This window comes from Verminephrobacter eiseniae EF01-2 (assembly GCF_000015565.1).
Classification (GTDB): Bacteria; Pseudomonadota; Gammaproteobacteria; order Burkholderiales; family Burkholderiaceae_C; genus Acidovorax; species Acidovorax eiseniae.
The window spans coordinates 3,672,880-3,696,439 of the sequence record NC_008786.1; the positions used below are offsets into that span (position 1 = coordinate 3,672,880).

The window sequence follows — 23,560 nt, forward strand, 5'->3', positions numbered from 1 at the left end:
TGCCGTGGCCTCCGAAAGCAATTGGGTCGCGCTCAGGTATCGGCTGGTCCCCGATCATCTGATCGGCGAGATTCTGTCCAAGAAATGGATAGACAACGCCATCGCCCTGCTGGTCATGGTCTGCGTCGTCGTGGTCTTCGGCCAGCTGATTCCCGAGTTCTTTACGGCCGGCAACCTGCAGACGACATCGCGGCAGTTCGGTGAATTCGCGCTGGTGTGCCTGGCGATGATGATCGTCGTCATCGTCGGCGGCATCGACCTGAGCGTGGGCTCGAACTTTGCGCTCGGCAACTTCCTGACGCTGGCATTGCTGAACCTGGCCAATCTGCCGCTGCCGGCGGTCATTCCGATCGTGATGCTGGTCTGCGCTGCGGTGGGCCTGGTCAACGGCGTGCTGATCGGTTACTTGCGCCTGCGCGCATTCCTGACGACCTTGGTCACCCTGATCATCGTGCGCGCGATCGTCGACATGCTGCTGCTGCGCTATGCGCAAGACATGTCGGTCGGGTTCTTTGAATCGGACCTGTGGGATCTGATGGGCTTGGGGCATATCGCCGGACTGCCTTTCAGCTTCGTGGTGCTGGCGGCGGTCGCCGTGGTCGGCCATATTGCGCTGACGCGCAGCCGGCCCGGCTGGCGGGCAATGGCCATCGGTGGCTCGCGCCGTTCTGCGCACAACATCGGCTTGCCGGTGCGCGCAACGGTGTGCGGGGCCTATGTGATCTCCGGCATGCTGTGCGGGATGGGCGGCATCCTCTATGCGGCCAGGCTCAGCGGCGCAGGCACCGACACCGGCATGGGGCTGGAGATATCGGCCCTGACCGCCGTGGTGCTGGGCGGCAACAGCCTGGGCGGAGGGCGCGGCTCCGTGGTCAAGGCGCTGATCGGCGCGGTCACGGTGCTGATTTTGACCAACGGGGTGCTGCGCATCGGCCTGAACAGCGGTTCCGGCCCGATGGTTCTGGGCTTGACCTTGCTCTTTGCCGTGTTCATCGATGTCAGATGGCTCAAGCACCGCGACAAGCTGCTGTCCAAGCTCTACGTCTCGCCGACCTATATTGCGCTCCGACCGCCGCGCCCGATTGCTGCCGGTTCCGGCTCGCCGCTGGCTTTGAACGATCGCCTGTCGGGTGTGCAAACCATCGGCCTGGGCGTTGTCGAGTCGCCCGAGGATGTGATCCTCGACGATGACGACTTCCTGTACTGCGGCACGCGCCACGGCGACATCGTGCGTTTTACGCCCCCCGGCTACCAGCACTCGGAGGTCTTCGCCCATATCGGCGGAACGCCGCTGGGGATGACGTTCGACAAGGAGCGCAACCTGCTCGTCTGTGTCGGCGGCATGGGCCTGTACCGGATCGGGGTCGATCGCAAGCTGTCCAAGCTCACGGACGAGACCAACCGGTCTGCGTTCTCCGTGATCGACGATTCGCGGCTGCGCTTGGCCGATGACCTGGACATTGCGCCCGACGGGCGGGTCTTCTTCAGCGAGGCAACGATCCGCTACGAGATGCACGACTGGCCCGTGGATGCGCTGGAAAGCCGCGGCAACGGACGGATCATCTGCTACGACCCGCGCTCCGGCAAAACGCAGACCGTGGTGCGCAACCTGGTGTTTCCGAACGGCGTGTGCCTGGCGCACGATGGGCAGTCCATGCTTTTCGCCGAGAGTTGGGCCTGCACGATCAGCCGGTACTGGATCAGCGGCCCGAAGGCCGGCCGCACGGAATGTCTGATCGACAGGCTGCCGGGCTACCCGGACAACATCAACCGTGCCTCTGACGGTACCTACTGGGTCGCGCTGATGGGGATGCGCTCGCCCGCGCTGGATGTCGCGTTGCGCATGCCGGGCTTCAGGCGCCGGATGGCCAGGCGCATCGCGCCGGACCAGTGGCTGTATCCGAACCTGAACATCGGCTGCGTCGCGCGCTTCGACGACCAGGGGAACATCCTGGAGTCGATGTGGGATCAGGGAGCGAAGAACCATCCGATGATCACCTCGATGCGCGAGCACAAGGGCTGGCTGTATCTGGGCGGGATCACGAACAACCGGATCGGGCGGGTGCGCCTGGAGCGGGCAGACCCAGGCTGGAGCAGCTATCAGAGCTACTGGGGCAGGCAATGAAAAGCGGGGCGTTCCGGGACTTCATCGACCACCTGCTGGGGCGGGGCCGGTCCGCCGTCACGGTGCCGCCGCTCGATGGGGCGTTCAAGCCGAACAACCGGCTGGAGGAGGCAGCGATTGGCCTGCCTGCCGCAGCACCGGACAACCTGGTGCAGTGCGCGGGGCGGGTGCTGTACTCCAGCGGCACAAGGGTCAGGCAGATCGACTTTGGCGGCGCCGGCAGTGCCCATGTCGAGCAAGAGATGGGCGGCACCATATTGGCGCTGGCGGCATCGCCTTCAGGGCGCCTGGTGGTCGCCACCGATACCGACGGACTGAGCATCCAGGAGCATTGGGACGGCCCACGCAGGCTGATGGCCTCTGGCCAGGCGCCGTCGTCGCCCGAATGGCGCAACGTCACGGCGCTGGCCTTTGCCGACGATCGAACCCTGCTGGTGTGCATCGGTTCGACCCGGCACCGTGGCAACGACTGGCCGCGTGATCTGTTGACCGGCGGCCGCTCAGGCGCGGTCTGGCGGCTCGACATGGCCAGCGGTGCAGCGACGCTGATCGCCGACGGCCTGGCTTATCCGAACGGCATTGCGCTCGCCCGCGATGGCAGCCTGATCGTCAGCGAGAGTTGGGAAAAGCGCCTGATCCAACTGACACCGGAAGGCAGGATGCAGGCCCAGCCGCTGGAGGACCTGCCGGGCTATCCGGGCCGGCTGTCGCCATCGGGGCGTGGCGGGTACTGGCTGTGCATTTTTGCGCCGCGCAACCAGCTGATCGAATTTGTGCTCCGCGAGCCGGTCTATCGGCGCGCAATGATGCAGGAGGTCGATCCGGAGCTGTGGATCGCGCCGGCCCTGAGCAGCGGCAAGTCCGTCTTGGAACCGATGCAGGGCGGCGCCCTGAAACAGATGGGCATTCTCAAGCCCTGGGCGCCGACCCGATCCTACGGCCTGATCGTTGAGCTTGGCGATTGCCTGGTGCCGATCCAAAGCCTGCACAGCAGAACCGGCGGACGCCGCCATGGCGTCACATCGGCGCTCGAGCACGACGGATCGCTCTGGGTCACGGCCAAGGGCGGCGATGAACTGTTGGGGCTGGCGCTGACATGATGGACCAGATCATCGAGCTCAAGAACATCACCAAAGAGTTCCACGGTGTGGCGGCGCTGCGCCATGTGAACTTTGCGCTGCGTGCAGGGGAGGTGCATTCGCTGCTGGGCGAAAACGGAGCCGGAAAATCGACGCTGACCAAGATCATCGCCGGGGTTTACCCGGCAAGCTCTGGCCAGGTGTTGCTGAGCGGCCGGGCGGTCTCGTTTGCCGACCCGGCCGATGCATTGCGCAACGGGATTGCCATGGTGTTCCAGGAGACCAGCCTGGTCCCGTCGCTGACGGTGGCCCAGAACCTCTATCTGGGCAAAGAGAAATTCCTCAACCGGCTGCGCGGCATCTACATCTCGGCCCAGCAGTTCCTGCAATCGCTGAACTTCGATGTCGATCCGACGATGTATGTGTCGCAGTTGGGCGCGGCGCAAAAGCAGATGGTCGAAATCGCCCGGGCCGTGCACCACCAGGCCAGGGTCATCATCTTCGACGAACCCACGGCGACATTGACTCCGGAAGAAAAGCACCATTTCTTCGCCCTCGTCGCGCGCCTGAAGGGCAGCGGGGTATCGATCGTGTTCATCACCCACGCGCTGGAGGAAGCGCTGGCCATTTCCGACCGCATCACGGTGCTGCGTGACGGGCAGCATGTGATCACCGGAGATGCGGCCCAATTCGACCGCGAGAAGATCATCGCCGCGATGGTCGGCCGCACCCTGTCGGACGAGCTGTACGGCGGCGCGGACCGGAAGCGGGCCGCGCGTGATTACGGCCCCAAGGTGTTGAGCGTACAGAACCTGTCGATGGGCAAGATGGTGCGCAACACATCGTTTTCGATCTTTGGCGGACAGATTACCGGCATCTTCGGCCTGATTGGCTCCGGGCGCACGGAGACCGCCAAGATCATTGCCGGCGTGCTCAAGCGGGACTTTTTCCATGGCGGAGAAGTGCGGCTCGCAGGGCGCTCGGTGCGCTATCGGATCCCGCGGGCCGCCGTCAAGGATGGCATCGTCTACGTGACCGAGGATCGCAAGCTCGAAGGCTTCTTCGAGACGATGTCGATTGCCCAGAACATCTATCTGAATCTGCTCGGCGCCGATCTGAATGCCCACAGGTTCGTGAGCCGTTCAGAAATGCTGGAACTGGCCAAGGAGTGGACGGCCAAGCTGAACGTCCGCGCCATCGATAGTTCGGCGCGCGTGATCGAACTATCGGGCGGCAACCAGCAAAAGGTGGTGATTGCGCGTTCGCTGGTCCAGCGCCCCAAGCTCATCATCTTCGATGAACCGACGCGCGGCGTCGATGTGGGCGCCATCGCCGAATTGCATCGCGCCATCGACGAACTGGCCGACGCCGGGATGGCCGTGGTCGTGATCTCCTCGTACCTGCCCGAGGTGCTCAAGCTCTCGGATCGGATTCTGGTTTCCCGCCAGGGCCGCATCGTCGAAGAGTTCTCGATCGACGAGGCTTCCGAAGAGAAGGTGCTGTACGCCGCCGTGCACTGATCGATCATTCCTTGAACGCCAACGAAAGCCTGCCATGCTGATCCGCTCTGCCGTCTTGCACGAAATGAACGCCGCGACACCGTTCGCGCAAACCAGGCCACTGCGCATCGAGGAGCTCGAGCTCGACGAGCCCGGCCCGGGCCAGGTGCTGGTGAAAATGGTGGCCGCGGGCCTGTGCCACTCCGACCTTTCGGTGATCACCGGCGTGCGGCCGCGGCCCTTGCCGCTGGCGCTGGGCCACGAAGCATCGGCAAGGGTCGTCAGAACGGGCGCCGGCGTGACCGATCTGCGCGCCGGGGATCTGGTGGTACTGATATTCGTGCCGAGTTGCGGCCATTGCATGCCCTGTATGCAAGGACGCCCCGCATTGTGTGAACCGGCGGCCGAAGCCAACGGCAATGGCACTCTTTTCGGCGGCGACAAACGCCTGCGCCTGCGCAATACGGCGGTGTACCACCACACCGGCGTTTCCGCGTTCTCCGATCATGCGGTGGTTTCGCGCCAATCTTGCGTGAAGGTCGACGCCGACATCGACCCCGTGCAAGCGGCCATGTTCGGCTGCGCGGTTCTGACCGGTGTGGGGGCCGTGATCAACACCGCAGGCGCGCAGGCAGGCTCGACAGCAGCGCTCGTGGGATTGGGCGGCGTCGGCCTGTGCGCGCTGCTGGCGGCCGTGGCCTCGGGCTGCAGGCAGGTCGTGGCCGTCGACATCCATGACAGCAAACTGGCGCTTGCGCGCAGCCTGGGCGCCAGCGCCGCCGTCAATGCGCGCGATCCGGACGCCGTCGAGCAGATCCGCGCGTTGACCCACGGAGGCGTCGACTATTCCTTCGAGATGGCCGGCTCCGTGCCCTCGATGGAGACCGCGTACAGCATCACGCGGCGCGGCGGCATGACGGTCACTGCGGGCCTGCCCGCCCCGACCGATCGCTGGCCGCTGCGGCAACTGAGCCTGGTGGTCGAGGAGCGCACGGTCAAAGGCAGCTACATCGGCTCCTGCGTGCCGGTACGCGATGTGCCGCGCTACATTGCCATGTACCTCGGCGGCCAGTTGCCGATCGATCGCCTGATGGGACAGCGCCACCCACTCGACGACATCAACGCCGGATTCGATCGCCTGAACAGCGGCGAGAGCCTGCGCGACGTGATCGTGTTCTGAACGCATGATCGCCGCCCGGCCACCCGGCCGCCCGAAGGCGCTCATACCGCAGCCGAAGGTACTCCAATGAGCGTGTTCCCGGGTGACGCCATCGACATTGGAGAATCGGCGCGGCGGCGCATTGCTGTCGGGTCGATATCCCGTTCGATGCCCTCAGCCCCATGCCCTTACACACAACTTCCCTCCGCTTCCTGAAGCATGTTCCATTTCAAAGAACGTAGTCCATGACATAGGGACATACGAGAAAACAGCCAGGAAAATACCATGCTTGCCCAGACGCCTGCGATATCCGAGCAAAAGCACCCGCGTGTGCTCGAACCCTTGATGCTCGTGGTTCTCATCATGGTCTCCATCCTTGGTTCGGTGGTCGGTATCCAGATGATTGTTACGCTGGGCATCTCTGCCAATACCTCGATCATTGGCGCCTTGATTGCCATCATCATTTCTCGCATACCCATCGCGCTGCTCAGGAGATTTCGCTCGGTGCATCGCCAAAACCAGGTTCAGACAGCCATTTCCTCGGCCACTTTCGGCGCGGCCAACAGTCTGTTCATTCCTATCGGGGTTCCGTTTGCCATGGGGCGTCCCGAATTGATCATGCCCATGCTGATCGGGGCAACACTGGCGATGTTTCTGGATGGCGTGATGCTTTACCGAATGTTCGGTTCCAAGGTTTTTCCTGCCAGCGGCACCTGGCCGGCGGGTGTGGCGACAGCGGAATCGATCATCGCAGGCGACCAGGGTGGCAAAAAGGCCATGATGCTTGGCGGGGGCTTGCTGGTTGGTGTGCTGGGGTCCATGCTTCATATACCGATGTCGGCGCTGGGCGTCGCTTTCATCGGCAATATGTGGGCACTGCTGATGTTTGGCATCGGTCTTCTGATTCGGGGCTACGCCACCCCGGTGCTCGGAATGGATATCAACAAGCTGTTCATCCCGCACGGCATCATGATCGGCGCGGGCATCGTGGCCTTGGTGCAAGTGAGCGCATCGGTCATGAAAAACAAGGGCAAGCATGCGGTCGTTGAAGAGGATCGCAAAATCGTCAGCGTGTTGGGACAGGGGTTTGTCGCGTTTCTGCTGGTCTCGCTCATCGCTGCCCTGGTCGCCGGACTCGCCGCCGAGATGAGCTTGCCCATGTTTCTGGGATTTTTGCTGTTTGCGGCATTTGCGGCCTATGTGCATGAATTGATCGTCGGTATTGCGGCGATGCATGCCGGCTGGTTTCCTGCCTTTGCGGTTGCGCTCATCACCCTGATCATCGGCATCCTGATCGGCTTTCCGCCTGCGGCACTGGCGATTCTGGTCGGCTTGAGTGCCTCCACCGGACCGGCCTTTGCCGACATGGGCTATGACCTGAAAACAGGCTACCTGCTGCGCGGCGAGGGAAGAGACCCTGAACTGGAACGTGAAGGGCGCCGTCAGCAACTGATTGCCGGGATGATCGGTTTCGCTGTTTCGGCCCTGTGCGTCCTGCTTGTCTATGACAATTTCTTTGCCCGCAACCTCTTCCCGCCGGTCGGCAAAGTGTATGCGGCGACGATCGCCGCCGGGGTTTCCAAAGAGATCGCCATGAATCTTCTGATCTGGGCCATTCCCGGTGCCCTGCTGCAATGGGTTGGAGGCGCCAAGCGCCAGCTTGGCGTGCTGATGGCAACCGGCTTGTTGATCAATGTGCCGGCTGCTGGCTGGGCAGTGTTGGCCGGATTGTTGCTGCGCCTGTTTATCGTGCGCAGGTACAAGAACGCCGGGGAAACCGCCTGCAACACCATGGCGGCCGGGTTCATTGCGGGCGATGCGCTCTACAACTTCTTCAAGCCGATCTTCATCAGCAAATGATTCGACCCAGAGGACCTGCACAATATGAATCTCGACACCATCAGAAACGATCTTTGCCTCGACCCCGGCATCGCCTACCTCGACAATGCGGCGGCCTCTGTCATGCCGCGCCAGGTGTTGCAGGCGGTGACCGGCTATCTGGAGCGCACCGCCACGACAGGCCCCTACCTGCCGTCGTTTCGGCGCGAAACCTATGCCAGGCTGGAGGAAATTCGCGCTTCCACGGCTGCTTTCATCGCCGCCTCAAGCGAAGAAATTGCATTCAACAAAAATGGTTCGGAAGGCATCAGCTTGGTCGCGCAGGGCCTGGACTGGCAGGAGGGTGATGAGGTCATCATCACCGACTTCGAAATGCTGAGCAACCTCACGCCATGGCTGCTGCTGCAACAGACCAGACGCATCCTGGTTCGCACCGTCGTTTCCAACGCGCAGGGCTTGCTTGAGCCTCTTGCCCTGGCCGCCCTGATGACACCTCGCACCCGATTGATCTCGGTCACGCATCTGCCGAATGCGACTGGCGCGGTCCAGCCCATTGCAGCGGTGTGCAGGCTGGCGCAAGAACGCGGCATCATGAGCTTGATCAATGCCTCGCAAAGTTTCGGCCTGCTCCCCATCGATGTGCGTGCACTGGGTTGTGATTTTCTTGTGGCATGCGGTCGCAAGGCACTGCGCGGCCCCGAAGGAACCGGAATTTTGTATGTCCGCGCAGCACTGATTCCCAGGCTTACCCCGGTATTGACAGGATGGTGGAACAGCAGTTTCGACCCGGAACGAAACAGCTTTACCTTGCCGCTCACAGGCAAACGTTTTGAAGCCGGCTGCCCGATCATGCCGTCCATGATCGGCCTGGGCGCAGCAATCGACTATGCCAATCAGATGGGCATCGACCAGATTGCCTGCCGTGTGGCGCGGCTGACTGCCTATACGATAGAGCGCTTGCTCAGCATTCCCGGGGCACAAATTTATGGCCCCGAGTCGGTGCATGATCGCATGTTGATCATCCCGTTCAACATCCATGGCGTTGATGCGGACAAGATAGTGCAGCATCTCGATGCGCATGGCGTCATTATCGAGGCCGGACACTTCATGGCAACCCCCATCATGAAGCGTCACCAGATCAGCAAAATGGCGCGCATTTCGCCACATTACTTCAATACCGAAGCAGAAATTGAGCGTGCCGTCGCCCTGATTCGAGAACTACTCTGACCACGGATTTGCCTTAGCATTTTTACAGGAACAACTGCCATGCGACTGCTATTGCTTTCCAATTCGATCAACCCTGGCGGCGCGTATTTGCAGCATGCGCTCGCGGCCGTTGAAAAAATCAACCGCCGGCGCGCCATCTTCATCCCCTACGCGGGCGTGACCATTGGCTGGGACGATTACCTGAACAAGGTCCGGCAAGCCCTGGCGCCCATCGGCATTCATGTCGATGGCGTGCACCAGTCAGACGACCCGGTGGCAGCCATACAGGGAGCCGAACTGATTCTGGGCGGTGGCGGCAACACCTGGCGTCTGTTGCAACTCGTGCGTCAGCACGGTCTGCTGGAAGCAATCCGTGCCAAGGTCGCCGTCGGCACGCCATACATCGGCTGGAGCGCGGGAACCAATCTGGCATGCCCAACGATACGCACCACCAACGACATGCCGATCGTCGATCCCAAAGGCTTTGATGCCTTGAATCTGCTGCCGTTTCAGATCAACCCGCACTACAACAACGAACTACCCGCAGGCCATCAGGGTGAAACGCGCTCGCAGCGCATCGCAGAATTCACGCGGATCAATCCGGACATGCCGGTGCTTGGCTTGCCCGAAGGTGATTGGCTGGAGGTTGATGGGCAGCAGACGGTGCTGTGCGGCCCCAAGCCGGCGCTGCTGTTCAAGGAAGGAAACGAGCCGCGTGAGATCCATGCTGGCGACCTTTCCTTTTTGATGGCACGACAAATTGAAGCAACCCCGGGTACGAGAGGCACTGAATGACAATGAAACAAACGCTGGACATCTACGAACTCCTCGATGGTGCGGGTGTCGATGGCAAGGAAATCAAGGCCATGTTTGCCCCATTCGCCGCGCAAGGGGTCGAGGTCACGGTGACCACGGTAGCCAATGAAGAGGACGCCACCAGGACGACGGATTTCATTCGCATCCTCATCCCCGGTCGCAACGGCGCCACCTCCGGCGGCACTGCGCCAACCATCGGGCTGATTGGCCGTTGCGGTGCGATGGGCGCCCGCCCTCACCGGATTGGCCTGGTGTCCGACGCCGACGGTGTGTTGGCCGCGCTCGTCTGCGCGCTCAAACTGTCCCACATGAAGGCAAAGGGAGACGCCATCGAAGGCGACGCCTTGGTGACCACGCATTTGTCGCTTGACGCATCCATCACGCCGCGTGAGCCGGTCGATTTCATGGGCATGCCGGTTTCCTCGGCGCTCATGAATCTCCATGAGGTCGATCCAGCGATGGATGCGATCCTGTCATTCGACACCAGCCGCGGCAACCGCATCATCAAGCAGCGCGGCTATGCGATTTCACCGACCATCAAGGAAGGCTATATCCTGCGCGTCAGCAATGATCTGGTGTCAGTGATGGAAACGGTCTCAGGTCGGCCCGCCGTGACCTTCCCGATCACGATGCAAGACATCACCCCTTACGACAACGGCCTCTACCATTTCAACAGCATCATGCAGCCCTGCGTTGCAACCAGTGCGCCAGTCGTCGGCGTGGCACTCATCGCGCAGGCCATCGTCGCCGGCAGCGACAGCGGCGCCAGCCAGGAAATCGACATCGCGGCGGCCGCCAGATTCGGCGTGGAGGTGGCCAAGCAATTCACCTGGGGACGCTGCGCATTTCACTCTGCCACCGAGTTCGCGCAGATGCGAAAAATGTACGGCCCCATGACGATTCTTCAAACCATGGGCAACCCGGGGGTGTAGTGCTGCGTTGGATAAATTTCCCGTCCCCGGCAGTACTTTCCCCTGGTTTGGCTGTGCTCGGGTCAGGGATTTCGTGCAGGGCGCTGAGCATATGCGCTTGCTTCAGGATGCGGGGGGACGTTGTGCATGAGGGCATGCCTCACCCTGGGCATTGCACCACCCATCCGCCCGCAATCTGGCATCCATGATGGTCCCGGCTTTTTCCGACCCTGGTTTGTACCCAAGGGTTTGGGCACCCCCGACCGACCGCATCACCCATACGGCGCTGAATCCGCAGGCCGAGATCACGCCCACCACCCGCCCCACTGCGTTGCCGGGCAAGGCATTCAAGCCGCCTGGACTGCCCCCTCGGCTGTGCCCGGCAACCGCTCCGCCTCGATCGAAAAAACCAATGCGGACAATGGGTTGGCGTGCCAGCGGGGCACATAGTGCGGGCGGGTCAGCCTCCCCAAAACCGGAAGCCGGTCCACGGTGCAGCCCTCGCGTCGGCGCGAAATCGTGGCCAGGTGTTGGCCTGCCGGCGACTGCGGCGTGGCATAAGCGTTGCTCATGTATCCGGCCATGATGAACCCCCTGGACAGAGACCTGCCAATGCGACTAGTGTCGCGTCACCGATCAGATGTCGTAGGCTGCGCGCAGCCATCGGAGCGCAGCGCAAGGCGCATCGCGCCGCCCATACCGAGCGTATTGGCAAGCGATGCAACGCCGCGATGCGCTTCGATGGCCAGCGCAGACAGACAGATGATCGGTGACGCGACACTAGAGCCTGTGGCAACCCCGCGACTGGATCTCCGTCATGTCCTGATGCGTGACAGACTGTCTCCAATCTGGTGCTGCGCTCGGCATGGTTTCGGAAATCGCCCTGGATTCGGCAAAGACAAGGCAAGGCTGAACAAGCCCCCAACGACCAAGCCTGCGCCCGGGCCGGCGCGGATGCAAGGCGAAAGCCAGACAATGGTCATGACCACGGCCATGGCGGGGGTTTGCAATGCCGCAAACGCCCCCGGGACGGGACGCGCGGTGCGTGGGGAACCTGGTTCACGCAGCCATGACGGCCCGATTCGGTTGGCCTGCGCATGAGGCTGAAGAATCGCCTGGCGTTGGTCATAGTGCTGTTCCTGTCAACCTTTGTCGGCTGCTATAGCCTGTTGCTGTTACTGGAAGTCCCCGAGCGTGCCAATGTCGAGACAGACGGTGCCTTGCCGTGGGTGATCAGCCTGTTGCCAGGCCATGTGGACACCAGTCTCCGTGGCGCAGCCGCGCAGCGCCAGGCGCTGGCGACACTGGTGCATGGGTTCGACGGGATCCGCCATGTCCGGGTCGTGCTGCGCGCACCCGACGGTGCTTTGCTCGCGCGCGCATCCTCGCCTGCCAAGCCGGCGCCGTCCTGGCTGGTCGCGAGGCTGGCGGGGCCGAAAGCTGCGACACGCAAGAACGTCATGGACGGCAAGCATGTGTTCGCCTACTTCGAGGTGACGCCGGCCGCCAGCGACGAACTCACTGAGCTGTGGGCAGACTTCGTGCGCGGCGCGACGCTGGTGGCGGGCCTGTCGCTGGCCACGATGCTGCTGATCCTGTGGTTCACGTTCCATGCGTTGAAGCCGCTGGACCGGATATGCGCTGCGCTGCGCGCACTGGCCAAGGGCCGGCAAGACGCCCGCCTGCCGGTCTTTGCCAGCCCGGAGATGCAGGAGATCGCCATGTCGTTCAACCACATGGCCGAGCGCCAAGCGGCCTCGAACGCCGAGCGCCAAGCGCTTTTGCGCAAGCTCATCGACAGTGAGGAAAACACGCGGCGCTCGGTGGCACACGACCTGCACGACGAACTCAGCCCTTATCTGGTCGCTCTCCAGCCACTGGTGCGCACGATGCAGTTGAAGTGCGCACAGCGCCCCGAGTTGAGCGACTTCGCCGCCACGGTCGACACCTTGATCAGCCACCAGTCACATATCCTGGCCAAGCTGCGTGCAATCTTGATGGGCTTGCACCCCCCGGAGCTCGAAACGCTGGGGTTGCGTGGCGCCATCGAACGTCTGGCTGCCCAGCCCCTGCGCAGCGATGACGGGCGGGAGATCGACGTGGTGCTCGATGCGGGCGGTGACTGGCTCGCGTTTGGTCCGACGCTGGACGTGAGCGTCTATCGCCTGATCCTGGAATGTCTGAACAACGCCCGCCGGCACGCGACGGGCACGCGGGTCGACATCCGCTTCGACACCGAAGCCAAAGTGCAGGGGCGGGCCATGCTCGCCATCGAGGTCGTCAACGACTTCTCTCCGGGGCACTCAGGCAGCGGCGGTGGCGGTCTGGGGGTGCCGGGCATGCGCGACCGCTGCGTGGCGCTGGGCGGCAGCTTTGCCGCAGGAGCGCTGCACGACGATAAGGTGTGGTGCGTGCGCATGCACCTGCCGCTGGATGCGGCTGCGCGAAACGATAGCCATGTATGAACACTGAAACCATCCGCACCTTGATCGTTGACGACCATGCCGTGGTGCGTTCGGGCTACCGCAGCTATCTGGAGCAGGTGCCCGGTTTCCAGGTGGTGGCGGAGGCCGATTGCGCCAACGAGGCCTACGCACAGTACAAACGGATGCACCCGGATGTGGTGATCATGGACATCATGCTGCAAGGCGCCAGCGGTATCGATGCCAGCCGCAGGATATTGTCGAACCATCCGGGGGCGAAGATTCTCATCTTCTCGATGTATGTCAGCCCGGTATTGCTGCAGCAGGCGCTCAATGTCGGGGTGCTTGGCGCTGTCGGCAAACAATGCGATCCCGACACCCTGCGTGAAGCGGCGATTGCCGTGGCCGGCGGCGATCGATATCTCGACGCGAGCATGGCGCAGTCGCTGGTATTTTCCAGATACGATCGCGGCCAGAAGATTTTCGATGCACTCTCACCGCGCGAGTTCGAGATATTCCTGCTGCTGATTTCCGGCGCGCCGGTCAAGGAAATCGCGCAAGCGCTCAACCTGAGCGCAAAAACCGTCGCCAACCGGGCCAGCATGATTCGCCAGAAGCTCGGCGTGTCATCGGACATCCAACTCGTCAAACTGGCCGTTGCCGCCGATATCGTACCCTGGATCCGGCCCGATCGGGCGACGAGCTGATTCCATCTCCAAATCGTCCGATTCAGAAATGGAATCAGTCACTTCGTTTGCAATTTCACCATCACATGGCGCGCACAGGTATATTCCTCCAAGGCAAACATCGATTGATCCTTGCCATAGCCGGATTTTTTCATGCCGCCGTGAGGCATTTCAGCGACCAGCATGAAATGCGTATTGATCCAGGTGGTGCCATAGTGCAACGCCGCTGCCACGCGCATGGCCTTGCCCACATCGGATGACCAGACCGAAGATGCCAGGCCATAATCAGAGTCATTCGCCAGGCCGATGACCTCGTCGAGATCACTGAAAGGGGTCACCGAAACGACAGGACCAAAAACCTCCTTGCGCACGATCTCATCCGATTGTTTGCAATTCGCCAACAAGGTAGGTTGATAGAAAAAACCGCGCCGATCAGCAATCTTGCCGCCAGCGACGACCTTGATGTGCTTTTCTTCCCGTGCCCGCTCAACGAAAGCAGCGACGCGGCTGCGTTGGCGCTCGGAAATGCAAGGCCCCATCTCGACGCCAACATCGCCTGGTTCGCCAATACGAATCGTCGACACTGCGGCGGCAAGATCTGCCACCAGTTTGTCATAAATGCCCTTTTGGGCATAGACGCGACACGCTGCCGTACAATCCTGGCCGGCGTTGTAATAACCAAAGGTACGAATACCGGCAACGACTTCGCCAATGTCGGCATCGTCAAAAACGATGACAGGGGCCTTGCCGCCCAGTTCGAGATGCGTGCGCTTGATACCGCGCACCGCCGCTTCCATGACTTTTTGTCCCGTGGACACATCGCCAGTCACCGAAATCATGCGCACCTGCGGCTGGGCAATCAATGTGGCACCTGCAGATTCACCACGACCACAGACGATGTTGATGACACCAGGCGGGAATATACTGGCGATGAACTCGGCCAGTTTGAGCGTGGTCAGCGGTGTTTGCTCGGATGGCTTCAGCACGATGGTATTGCCAGTCGCTACTGCCGGGCATATTTTCCAGGCCGCCATCATCAACGGATAATTCCATGGCGAAATCGAAGCCACGACACCCAGCGAATCACGCCGAATCATGCTGGTATGGCCGGGCAGATATTCTGTTGCCACTGGAGCAGTCATGCAGCGTACTGCACCGGCAAAAAACCGGAATACATCGGCAATCGCCGGCATTTCATCAGCCAACGCTGCCTGATAAGGTTTGCCGCAATTCAGTGCTTCCAATTGCGCCAATCCGGCGGCATTTTGCTCGATGTGGTCTGCCACTTTGAGCAGCATTGCTGCGCGATCCTTGGCAGATGTCGACGCCCAGGCAGGCCAGGCGCGATGGGCAGCATCGACAGCCCGACTGATTTGCGTCGGAGAAGCCTCGCGCACTTCACAGATCAACTCTCCGGTTGAAGGATTCAGTATTCTTTCGGCACTTTCCTCTCCTTGAAGAAACTGCCCGTCGATGAACAACTCAGTTCTCATATGGCCTCCGTGTAAAGTCATTTGCTGGCACCTTCCGTGCTGTGAGTGCCCATCGTGAGACGATAGGCTCCGATGATGGGGAGCGTGGTCACGGCGATCACGATCAATGCAACGACATTGGTGATCGGCATTTCCCGCGGCTTCGACAACTGATTGAGCAGCCAAAGCGGCAGGGTACGCTGCGCACCAGCGGTAAATGTGGTGACGATGATTTCATCAAAACTCAAGGCAAAAGCGAGAATACCACCGGCCAGCACTGCGGTCGATATTCCCGGCAAGGTGATGCGGCGAAAGGTGGTAAAACCATCTGCGCCAAGATCCATCGATGCCTCGACCAGACTGGCCGGCAGACGGCGCAGGCGCGCAATGACGTTATTGTAGACTATCACCACGCAGAAGGTCGTATGGCCTATTATGATCGTCAGCACACCGGGCTCAAGTTTCAGCAAACGCAGGGATGACAACAGCGCAATGCCGGTGATGATGCCGGGCAGGGCAATCGGCAAATTGAACATGATATTCAGTGCATCATGCCCCCGGAAGCGGGGCCGATGCACGGCGAGTGCTGCCAGACTGCCGAGACCAATGGCCAAAACAGAGGCCAATGTGGCTGTCAGCAAAGACAGGAAAATCGATTCCATGACGTCCGGGCGATCCAGTATCCGGCCAAACCATTTCAGGGTATATCCTGGCGGTGGAAAGGTATACGCACTGTCTTCGATGTTGAAAGAATAGATGGCAATCATCAGAATCGGGAATTGCATGAAAGCCAGCACGGCAAAAACCACGACTTTGAGCCACGCTGGAGCGCGGTTGTCATGGGTGCGTTCAGAGCGCATCAAAAGCCCCCAGTTTCTTGGCCAGCCACAGCCATGCACTGACGACCAGCACCGGAATCAAGGTCAGCGCAGCAGCCAGCGGCATGTTTCCGACGGCCCCCTGGTATTTATAGACCACGGCGCCAAGAAAATCACCGGACGGGCCGACCAATGTTGGAATGATGTAATCACCGAAGGTGAGGCAAAAGGTAAAAATCGACCCGGCCGCGATGCCCGGCGCTGACAGCGGGAGCGTCACACGGAAAAAGGTGCGGGTCCGGGTTGCACCAAGATCACCCGATGCCAGCAACAGATTGGGCGCGATGCGTTCAAGGGATGCCTGAATCGGCAAAATCATGAACGGCAGCCACATGTAGACGAATACCAGGAAACGCCCGATATTTGAGGTCGACAAAGTGTTGCCACCGATCCAGGGAATGGCAAGCAGGGTGTCGAGTACCGAGGTCAAACCCAGCCCACCCACCAGCCAGTTGGCCACGCCTTCTTTTGACAGTATCACGGTCCAGGCGTAGGCCTTGACGATGTAACTCGCCCACATCGGGAGCATGACGCCGACGTACATGAGACCCTTGGTGCGTCCACCGGCATAGCGCGCCATATAGTAGGCCAGCGGATAGCCCAGTATCGTGCAAGCAATGGTCACTGCAACGCCCATGCTGAAGGTGCGCCAGAAAATATCAAAATTGACCGGTTCGGTAATGATCGTCCTGAAATTATCGAAGCTAAGCTCATTCGTCACTGTCATTGAGAATTCATCAAACGTGAGTACGCTTTGACCCAGCAAAGCGAACAGCGGCAAGAGATAGAAGACAACGAACCAGGCCAGCGGTGGCCCCAGCAACAACCATAAAGCGATGTTCTGGTGGCCATGGAGTGCATTGGCCACCGGTCGCAGCGGGCTGTCTTGTGTGGCGGCAAGCGCAGTCATATGGGAAATTTCAACGATCCAGACGAACGGCATCGCTGCCCAGCCAGGCCAGTTGCACCGGCTCGCCGATTGCCACACCATTGGGCTCTTTTCCGCTTGGAAATTGGGCGACCAGCATTTGTCCGCCAACGTCCACTTCGTAGCGGCTGTTTGCGCCTTGGTATTGGATATTGGCCAACGTTCCCGCGAGCCCGACGCAACCATCTCTCGATATCACATCGCAAGCGAGCACATCGATTTGTTCTGGACGAATGGACAGGATTTCAGTGCCACGGCCTCCCGCTTTCTTTGCCAAATCAGCACGCAAAATATTCGACCCTCCGACAAACTCGGCGACAAAGCTGCTGACAGGTTGTTTATAAAGCGTGCGCGGCGTATCCACTTGTTCAATCCTTCCCCTGGAAAACACCGCTACGCGATCCGACATGGACATTGCTTCTTGCTGGTCATGCGTGACATAAACAAAGGTAATGCCGAGTTGGCGGTGCAACTTGCGCAGTTCGGTCTGCATTTGTTCGCGCAAGCGCAGGTCGAGCGATCCCAGTGGCTCATCGAGCAACAATACCGAGGGGCGATTGACGATGGCGCGCGCCAAAGCGACACGCTGGCGCTGTCCGCCGGAAAGCTGTGCCGGCCGACGCTCGCCATAACCGCTCAGTGCGACTTGCTCCAGCGCGACGCCCGCCCGCTGGCGCGCTTCATTGCCCGCGATTCCTTTGGCGCGCAGACCATATTCGACATTTTCGATCACCGATAAATGAGGAAAGAGCGCATAGTCCTGAAAAACCGTATTCACATCACGCTCATAAGGTGGCACCCGATTGACCTCCTTGCCATTCAGGCGAACGGCGCCGCCATCCGGTTGTTCAAAACCGGCAATCAAGCGCAGGCAGGTGGTTTTGCCCGAGCCCGAAGGTCCCAGCATGGAAAAAAACTCTCCCCGGTCGATGCGCAATGAAACCGCATCGACTGCGCGCACACTTCCATAATGCCGGGAGACGACCGAGAATTCAATGGCGGCATCAGCAGGGGTGTGCCGGTTGCCAGGATGGGGCCCATGCATGAGTGCTACTCAGCGACCACCCATGATGGAGATGTAATCGGTAGTCCATTTGCTGTAGGGTATGCAGTTTCCCTGCTTGCATTTGGCTTGTGGTGTTTTCCAGAAACTGATTTTCTCGAATTGGTCGAATCCGTTGGTCGTGCACGGTTTGCTACCGCCAGGGGGCGTCGCCGAACAAGCAGAAACGGTCACCGGGTTGGAGCCAAACCACTCGGCAACATGTGCTTGCACTTTGTCGTCGAGCGACCAGTTCATCCAGGCATAAGCGCATTGCGGATGTTTGGCCTGCGAATGCATCATGGTGGTGTCTGCCCATCCGGTCACACCTTCTTTGGGAATGACCGATGCGATGGGTTTCTTTTCACTTTGCAGTAAATTGACCTGCACTGGCCACGACCCGGAAGCGACCACCCCTTCAGACTTGAAGTCGGACATTTGCACATTGTAGTCGTGCCAGTAGCGATGGATCAGCGGGCGTTGACGGCGCAAAACATCGAGCACCTCGGCATATTGCTTGGCATTGAGCTCATAGGGATCCTCGATGCCCAGGTCGGGGCGGGTGGCCTTCAAGAACAGCGCCGCATCAGCGATGTAGATCGCACCATCGTAAGCCTGTATGCGACCTTTGTTCGATTTGCCATCATCGAGATTTTGCTCTTCGAACACGACCGCCCAGGATGTTGGCGGGCGCTTGAAAACCTGCGTGTTGTACATCAACACATTCGGGCCCCATTGATAGGGAACGCCATAGACCTTGCCATCGACGACGTACCATGGCTTGCCCGTAAAGCGGGGGTCCAGTTTGGCAAAGGCCGGTATTTTGGCGATATCAATGGCCTGCACACGTTTTCCCGCAACCAAACGCAATGAAGCATCGCCCGATGCCGTCACCAGGTCATAGACCCCTTGGGACATCAAAGAGACCATTTCATCGGAAGTCGCCGCTGTTTTCACGTTCACCTTGCAACCGGTTTCTTTCTCGAAACTGGTCACCCAGTTGTATTTGGCATCCGTCTCGCCCCGTTCGAGGTAGCCTGGCCAGGCGACGATGTCGAGCACCCCTTCGCCAGCGCGTACAACCGATGCGGACAAGGTAATGGACAGGCATGCCATACCCGCGCAAAGCAGATTCATGCGAGGCAGGGATGTCGTAGTAAGCATTTTGCACTCCTTTTTGCTCGTGCCCATGAAGAAGTCCTTGCGGACAACACCAGTTCTTGCCGGCGGCAGTGTATGCCGATCTCATCCAACGGTAAACGCCGAAAGTACGATATTGTGCATAGGTAATTCCGATGGCTGATGATGCCCCGGCCAGCGTTGAATCGACACTTGAAGCGGCGGTTTCCGGCGGATTTGACAGACCGGGATTTGCCCACTTCAACGGCAAGAGCGGAGGAAACCGTCATCGAGGATCGTTGAGTCGAAGAGTCACCAAAAGGTTGCTCATCGCAACGACCGGGTGCAGGTCCAACGGGTGCTGGCCAACGGCTGGTGCCGTCGACGCAGGACCGGGCCGGTGTCCAGCAGTACGCCGGGGAAGGCAGGGCCGATACCCGGTGCCCGGCAGTACGGCGTGGCGGCAGCACGGTGCGGTCACCCTGCCTGACCGGCTACCGTGCGGGCACGAGCCCGGCGCATGACGCGCTGCCGGGATGGCGCCATGGCACTGCGCTCAACGGCAGCGGGCTTTATCGAAGCGCGGGAGTTGCTCCGCACAATCCAGGGCGTCAAGGGCGGCTGGATATTGGAGGCGGCATTGGGCCGTCACCGCCAGGAAGTTACCGTTGACGAGGTTCAAGGAAGGCCGCATAGTGCATTGTCACACGTTGCAACTATTGGGCTATCTGGGGACATTGCCCGATAGCTGACTGGCATCATGATCAGATGAGTATATCGATTCGTACCCTGCAATACTTCAATGCCGTTGCCGAGACTGGTTCCATCTCGGCTGCGATGCAGACGCTCGACATCTCACAGGCTGCCATTACCGAGGCGATTCAACGCCTGGAGGCGCATCTCGGTTCCATGCTGTTCCGGCGTCATGCCCGTGGCATGGCACTCACACATGCGGGCCACGAATTCTTGCGCCATAGCCACCTCATACTCAATGCAGTTTCCTCTGCTGAAAATGCCCTGGCCGTGCGTCCTGATGCGATGACCGGAGAATTATCGATCGGCGCAGTATCGCCACTCATGGGTTATTACTTGCCAGGGTTGCTGGAGCGGTTTCGGCGTAGTTTCCCGCGCGTCACTGTGCGCATCATCGAAGAGTCCGGATCGACGATTGAGCATCTGATAGTCAACGGCGAAATCGATGTTGCGCTGACGCTGACTTCGCACCTGGAGAATCATCATGCCTTTCACACGTTGCAATTGGTTCGCTCACCCTGGCACCTATGGCTACCTACCGGGCATCGCCTGGTCGGCGCGAAACCGGTAACCCTGCGCGAATTGCATAATGAAGCCGTGATCGTGTTGCGTAATGACGAACTCGAACGCACTACGGGAGACCTGTGGCTGCGCGAGAGTGTCAGACCACGCATCGTTGCCAAGACACGATCCGTGGAGGCGGTGCGAAGCCTGGTGGCGACGGGCAACGGAATTTGCGTCCTGCCGGAGGTGCTATTTCGTCAGTGGTCGAGCGAGGGGCTGCGCCTGATCGCCCAGCCGCTGCGCAACGAGCCTGCCACATTGGAACTGGGGCTGATCTGGAGGCGCGGTGCCAAAGTCTCCGCAGCAATCAGTGCCTTTACCACGACGGCCAGTAACTACTCGGTGCCACAGTTCCACAGCCCGGCCCATCAAGCAAAACGAGGCTGAAGCGGCAAGCCTCACAGGGCTTGGGTAAGCGCATCGAAAAGATGGGCCCCTGCCTGTGCAGGCTCACCAAGCCCGGCCAAGGCAGCCCGGGAATCCCAACCCGCCGCAGACCCGGGGCGCGCAGCCGCCAGCGCCAGTCCGTGCTGTTCTGCGCTGGCTTGCGCTCAGGCGTGCAGCGCCTCGTCGAGCGCCTCGACCCAATGCCTGACTGGCAGCCCGGTGCCGCTTTGCAGGTGCGTGATGCAACCGATGTTGGCCGACAGGATGGCGTGCGGGGCTGGCGCGCCAAAAGCCTGGCCCAGGGCGAGCAGTTTGCGCTCGCGCAGTTGCTGCGCCAGTTGCGGCTGGAGCACCGAGTAGGTGCCTGCCGAGCCGCAGCACAAATGCGCGTCGTTGCCTGCCACGCGCAGGTTCAAGCCCAGTTGCGTGAGCCAGGTCTCGACGCCGCCGCGCAGCTTTTGCCCATGTTGCAGCGTGCAGGGCGGGTGGTAGGCGTAGCGCCTGTCCGGGGGCTGCACGCGGCCCTGGAGCCGTTCGGCCAGTTCGGGCAGCAGTTCCGACAGGTCGCGCGCCAGGGCGCTGATGCGTGCTGCCTTGGCGGCGTAGCGCGGGTCGTTGCCAAGAATATGGCCGTACTCCTTGACGGTGACGCCGCAGCCCGAGGCATTGCTGACGATGGCCTCGACGCTGCCGGACTCCAGCAGCGGCCACCAGGCGTCGATGTTGGTGCGCATCGCGGCCTTGCCGCCTTCCTGGTCATCGAGGTGGAAGGCGAGCGCGCCGCAGCAACCGGCTTTGGCGGCGATCAGGGTCTGTATGCCTGCCGCGTCGAGCACGCGGGCGGTGGCGCGGTTGATGTTGGGCAGCATGGCCGGTTGCACGCAGCCGGCCAGCAGCAGCACCCGGCGCGCATGTTGGCCTGCGGGCCAGGCGCCGGCGTCTTGCGCTGCCGGCACCTTGGCCTTGAGCGCTGCCGGCAGCAGGCCGCGCAGCAACTGCCCGGCCTTCATCGCGGGCGCGAACAGCGGCGAGGGCAGGCCCTCTTTCAGCGCCCAGCGCAGGGCCTGCTCGCCCAGCGGGCGGGACACTTGCTCGTCGACGATCTTGCGGCCTATGTCCAGCAGATGGCCGTATTGCACGCCGCTGGGGCAGGTGCTTTCGCAGTTGCGGCAAGTCAGGCAACGGTCCAGGTGCAACTGGGTTTTGCGGCTCGGGGCCTCGCCTTCCAGCACCTGCTTGATCAGGTAGATGCGCCCGCGCGGGCTGTCGAGCTCATCGCCGAGCAACTGGTAGGTGGGGCAGGTGGCGCTGCAAAAGCCGCAGTGCACGCACTGGCGCAATATGGCTTCAGCTTCCAGGCCGTCGGCACGGTCGCGGTATTCGGGGGCGAGTCGGGTTTGCATGGGGTGGGCCAACGATGTGCAACAACCAGGCGCTGCGGGCGCGCCTACCAGTCCCGGACCATGCGGCCGGGGTTGAAGATGCCGGACGGGTCGAAACTGTGTTTCAGCCGGGCATGGATCTGCTCCAGCGCCGTGGACGGCCAATCAAACTGGCCGCTGGCGCCGTGGCCGCTGGCGCCGGATCGGTCTGCGCTGGCGGCGATGAAGATGCTGGCGTTCCCGCCGGCGGCACGGGCCGCCGCACGCAAGGCGGCGCCGGCGGACTCGGGGGCTTGCAGCCAGCGCAGCGCGCCATGCCATTCCAGCAGCGGCTGCCCGGGCAGGGGCATGACCGGGGCCGTGGCAGGCAGGGACAGGCGCCACAGCGCCAGTTCGGGGTGGGCGGCGCGGGCGCTGAACCAGGGCAGGGTCTGCTCGCGGCAGGCGGCCCAGTCGGCGGCGGCGCTGGCGTTGTCGATGCGGGTGCCGCCCATGGTCTTGCATGCGGATTCGACGGCGGCCACGGCGCCGCGCAGGCGCACGTACAGCCGGCCCTGGCCTTCGTCGTCTTGCAGCCAGCAACTGGCATCGAGCGCCAGCGGCTGGCCGCCCCAGGCGTGCAGTTTGCGCAGTGCCTCGGCCTGGCTGCATTCGAAGCGCAATGTGGCTTCGCCCGGCGCCACGGGCAGCACCTTCAGGCTGAGCTCGGTGAGCAGGCCCAGCGTGCCCCAGGCGCCCACCATCAGGCGCGACACGTCGTAACCGGCGACGTTTTTCATCACCTGGCCGCCAAAGCGCAGCAGTTCGGCGCGGCCATTGAGCAGCGTGACGCCCAGCAGGTAGTCGCGCACCGCCCCGGCCCTGGCCCGGGCCGGCCCGGACAGGCCGGCTGCCACCATGCCGCCGACGGTGGCGCTGTCGGTCGCGCCGCGGGCGAAATGCGGCGGCTCGAACGGCAGGCATTGCCCCTGCTCGGCCAAAGCAGCCTCCAGTTCGGCCAGCGGCGTGCCGGCCCGCACGGTGACCACCAACTCGCTCGGCGCGTAGCTGACGATGCCGCGCAGCATCCGGGTGTCGAGCAGTTGGCCATGCAGCGCCAGGCCATGAAAGTCTTTGCTGCCCCCGCCGCGAATGCGCAACGGGGTTCGGTCGGCCACGGCGGCACGCACCTGCTCGACCATGGTTGCCACAAGAGAGTCCATGCGCGCATCGTACCGGCAGCCGGACACCGGGCGCCGCAGATGGCGGCCGGGAGCGCAGTTTTTTTGCCCGGCGCAAAAACGAACGGCCCG

Annotated in this window: 19 protein-coding genes; 11 read left to right on the forward strand and 8 right to left on the reverse strand. The window is 61.6% G+C overall.

Annotation, left to right across the window (positions count from 1 at the left end; translation table 11 throughout):
• Positions 1 to 4: 4 nt before the first annotated feature.
• From VEIS_RS16005 to VEIS_RS16040, 8 genes are all read left to right on the forward strand, one after another.
• On the forward strand, positions 5 to 2,125 hold the full coding sequence (locus tag VEIS_RS16005; protein ID WP_011811014.1) for an ABC transporter permease: 2,121 nt from the start codon (positions 5 to 7) through the stop codon (positions 2,123 to 2,125).
• Entirely contained in the window at positions 2,122 to 3,225 is a 1,104-nt protein-coding gene (locus VEIS_RS16010; protein WP_011811015.1) for an SMP-30/gluconolactonase/LRE family protein, read from the forward strand. Before VEIS_RS16005 ends, VEIS_RS16010 begins: the two co-directional genes overlap by 4 nt.
• Positions 3,225 to 4,724 (forward strand): sugar ABC transporter ATP-binding protein, encoded by a 1,500-nt coding sequence (locus tag VEIS_RS16015; protein WP_041950099.1) that lies wholly within the window; start codon positions 3,225 to 3,227, stop codon positions 4,722 to 4,724. The genes VEIS_RS16010 and VEIS_RS16015 overlap by 1 nt, the downstream gene beginning before the upstream one ends.
• A gap of 34 nt (positions 4,725 to 4,758) precedes the next feature.
• A complete protein-coding gene (locus tag VEIS_RS16020) occupies positions 4,759 to 5,883 on the forward strand; it encodes a zinc-dependent alcohol dehydrogenase family protein (RefSeq protein ID WP_011811017.1) in 1,125 nt (374 codons plus the stop codon).
• 264 nt (positions 5,884 to 6,147) lie between these two features.
• A complete protein-coding gene (locus VEIS_RS16025) occupies positions 6,148 to 7,722 on the forward strand; it encodes an OPT/YSL family transporter (RefSeq protein WP_011811018.1) in 1,575 nt (524 codons plus the stop codon).
• Positions 7,723 to 7,746: 24 nt separating this feature from the next.
• Positions 7,747 to 8,928, forward strand: coding sequence for an aminotransferase class V-fold PLP-dependent enzyme (locus VEIS_RS16030; protein WP_011811019.1), 1,182 nt, complete (start codon positions 7,747 to 7,749; stop codon positions 8,926 to 8,928).
• A gap of 39 nt (positions 8,929 to 8,967) precedes the next feature.
• The gene (pepE, locus tag VEIS_RS16035; protein WP_011811020.1) at positions 8,968 to 9,702 is read left to right on the forward strand and encodes a dipeptidase PepE; all 735 of its coding nucleotides are present in this window, start codon (positions 8,968 to 8,970) and stop codon (positions 9,700 to 9,702) included.
• Positions 9,699 to 10,655 (forward strand): DUF1177 domain-containing protein, encoded by a 957-nt coding sequence (locus tag VEIS_RS16040; RefSeq protein ID WP_011811021.1) that lies wholly within the window; start codon positions 9,699 to 9,701, stop codon positions 10,653 to 10,655. The genes pepE and VEIS_RS16040 overlap by 4 nt, the downstream gene beginning before the upstream one ends.
• A gap of 547 nt (positions 10,656 to 11,202) precedes the next feature.
• On the opposite strand, the gene VEIS_RS26585 is transcribed toward VEIS_RS16040, so the two are convergent.
• On the reverse strand, positions 11,203 to 11,415 hold the full coding sequence (locus tag VEIS_RS26585) for a hypothetical protein (RefSeq protein ID WP_157048546.1): 213 nt from the start codon (positions 11,413 to 11,415) through the stop codon (positions 11,203 to 11,205).
• 316 nt (positions 11,416 to 11,731) lie between these two features.
• On the opposite strand from VEIS_RS26585, the gene VEIS_RS16050 reads away from it, so the two are divergent.
• Complete coding sequence (locus VEIS_RS16050; protein ID WP_011811024.1) at positions 11,732 to 13,099, forward strand: HAMP domain-containing protein; 1,368 nt, start codon at positions 11,732 to 11,734, stop codon at positions 13,097 to 13,099.
• Positions 13,096 to 13,764 (forward strand): response regulator, encoded by a 669-nt coding sequence (locus tag VEIS_RS16055; protein ID WP_011811025.1) that lies wholly within the window; start codon positions 13,096 to 13,098, stop codon positions 13,762 to 13,764. The genes VEIS_RS16050 and VEIS_RS16055 overlap by 4 nt, the downstream gene beginning before the upstream one ends.
• 38 nt (positions 13,765 to 13,802) lie before the next feature.
• Here the strand turns inward: VEIS_RS16055 and VEIS_RS16060 are convergent, their stop codons facing one another.
• From VEIS_RS16060 to VEIS_RS16080, 5 genes are read right to left on the reverse strand one after another with little or no spacing between them, the layout of a single operon-like run.
• Entirely contained in the window at positions 13,803 to 15,236 is a 1,434-nt protein-coding gene (locus tag VEIS_RS16060; RefSeq protein WP_011811026.1) for a gamma-aminobutyraldehyde dehydrogenase, read from the reverse strand.
• A gap of 17 nt (positions 15,237 to 15,253) precedes the next feature.
• Positions 15,254 to 16,075: an ABC transporter permease gene (locus tag VEIS_RS16065; RefSeq protein WP_011811027.1), complete on the reverse strand. Its 822-nt coding sequence runs from the start codon at positions 16,073 to 16,075 to the stop codon at positions 15,254 to 15,256.
• Positions 16,065 to 17,036, reverse strand: a complete 972-nt coding sequence (locus VEIS_RS16070) for an ABC transporter permease (RefSeq protein ID WP_232287715.1) — start codon at positions 17,034 to 17,036, stop codon at positions 16,065 to 16,067. Before VEIS_RS16070 ends, VEIS_RS16065 begins: the two co-directional genes overlap by 11 nt.
• Entirely contained in the window at positions 17,014 to 18,066 is a 1,053-nt protein-coding gene (locus VEIS_RS16075) for an ABC transporter ATP-binding protein (RefSeq protein WP_011811029.1), read from the reverse strand. Before VEIS_RS16075 ends, VEIS_RS16070 begins: the two co-directional genes overlap by 23 nt.
• A gap of 9 nt (positions 18,067 to 18,075) precedes the next feature.
• A complete protein-coding gene (locus VEIS_RS16080; RefSeq protein WP_232287716.1) occupies positions 18,076 to 19,254 on the reverse strand; it encodes an ABC transporter substrate-binding protein in 1,179 nt (392 codons plus the stop codon).
• Positions 19,255 to 19,950: 696 nt separating this feature from the next.
• Between VEIS_RS16080 and VEIS_RS16085 the strand changes: the two genes are divergently transcribed.
• On the forward strand, positions 19,951 to 20,886 hold the full coding sequence (locus VEIS_RS16085; RefSeq protein WP_011811032.1) for a LysR family transcriptional regulator: 936 nt from the start codon (positions 19,951 to 19,953) through the stop codon (positions 20,884 to 20,886).
• 164 nt (positions 20,887 to 21,050) lie between these two features.
• Here VEIS_RS16085 and glcF read toward each other — a convergent pair whose 3' ends face one another.
• Positions 21,051 to 22,289, reverse strand: coding sequence for a glycolate oxidase subunit GlcF (gene glcF / locus VEIS_RS16090; RefSeq protein WP_011811033.1), 1,239 nt, complete (start codon positions 22,287 to 22,289; stop codon positions 21,051 to 21,053).
• A 44-nt stretch (positions 22,290 to 22,333) separates the two neighbouring features.
• Positions 22,334 to 23,470, reverse strand: coding sequence for a glycolate oxidase subunit GlcE (gene glcE / locus VEIS_RS16095; RefSeq protein ID WP_011811034.1), 1,137 nt, complete (start codon positions 23,468 to 23,470; stop codon positions 22,334 to 22,336).
• Positions 23,471 to 23,560: the final 90 nt, after the last annotated feature.

Excerpts from the sequence above, each read along its gene's own strand:
- VEIS_RS16020 (WP_011811017.1), top strand. The coding sequence starts at position 4,759 with ATGCTGATCCGCTCTGCCGTCTTGCACGAAATGAACGCCGCGACACCG.
- glcF (WP_011811033.1), bottom strand. The coding sequence starts at position 22,289 with ATGCAAACCCGACTCGCCCCCGAATACCGCGACCGTGCCGACGGCCTG.
- VEIS_RS16070 (WP_232287715.1), bottom strand. The coding sequence starts at position 17,036 with ATGCCGTTCGTCTGGATCGTTGAAATTTCCCATATGACTGCGCTTGCC.
- VEIS_RS16085 (WP_011811032.1), top strand. The coding sequence starts at position 19,951 with ATGAGTATATCGATTCGTACCCTGCAATACTTCAATGCCGTTGCCGAG.
- VEIS_RS16030 (WP_011811019.1), top strand. The coding sequence starts at position 7,747 with ATGAATCTCGACACCATCAGAAACGATCTTTGCCTCGACCCCGGCATC.
- VEIS_RS16055 (WP_011811025.1), top strand. The coding sequence starts at position 13,096 with ATGAACACTGAAACCATCCGCACCTTGATCGTTGACGACCATGCCGTG.
- VEIS_RS16050 (WP_011811024.1), top strand. The coding sequence starts at position 11,732 with ATGAGGCTGAAGAATCGCCTGGCGTTGGTCATAGTGCTGTTCCTGTCA.
- VEIS_RS16010 (WP_011811015.1), top strand. The coding sequence starts at position 2,122 with ATGAAAAGCGGGGCGTTCCGGGACTTCATCGACCACCTGCTGGGGCGG.
- VEIS_RS16065 (WP_011811027.1), bottom strand. The coding sequence starts at position 16,075 with ATGCGCTCTGAACGCACCCATGACAACCGCGCTCCAGCGTGGCTCAAA.
- VEIS_RS16040 (WP_011811021.1), top strand. The coding sequence starts at position 9,699 with ATGACAATGAAACAAACGCTGGACATCTACGAACTCCTCGATGGTGCG.
- VEIS_RS16025 (WP_011811018.1), top strand. The coding sequence starts at position 6,148 with ATGCTTGCCCAGACGCCTGCGATATCCGAGCAAAAGCACCCGCGTGTG.
- VEIS_RS16015 (WP_041950099.1), top strand. The coding sequence starts at position 3,225 with ATGGACCAGATCATCGAGCTCAAGAACATCACCAAAGAGTTCCACGGT.
- pepE (WP_011811020.1), top strand. The coding sequence starts at position 8,968 with ATGCGACTGCTATTGCTTTCCAATTCGATCAACCCTGGCGGCGCGTAT.
- VEIS_RS16080 (WP_232287716.1), bottom strand. The coding sequence starts at position 19,254 with ATGGGCACGAGCAAAAAGGAGTGCAAAATGCTTACTACGACATCCCTG.
- glcE (WP_011811034.1), bottom strand. The coding sequence starts at position 23,470 with ATGGACTCTCTTGTGGCAACCATGGTCGAGCAGGTGCGTGCCGCCGTG.
- VEIS_RS16075 (WP_011811029.1), bottom strand. The coding sequence starts at position 18,066 with ATGCATGGGCCCCATCCTGGCAACCGGCACACCCCTGCTGATGCCGCC.
- VEIS_RS16060 (WP_011811026.1), bottom strand. The coding sequence starts at position 15,236 with ATGAGAACTGAGTTGTTCATCGACGGGCAGTTTCTTCAAGGAGAGGAA.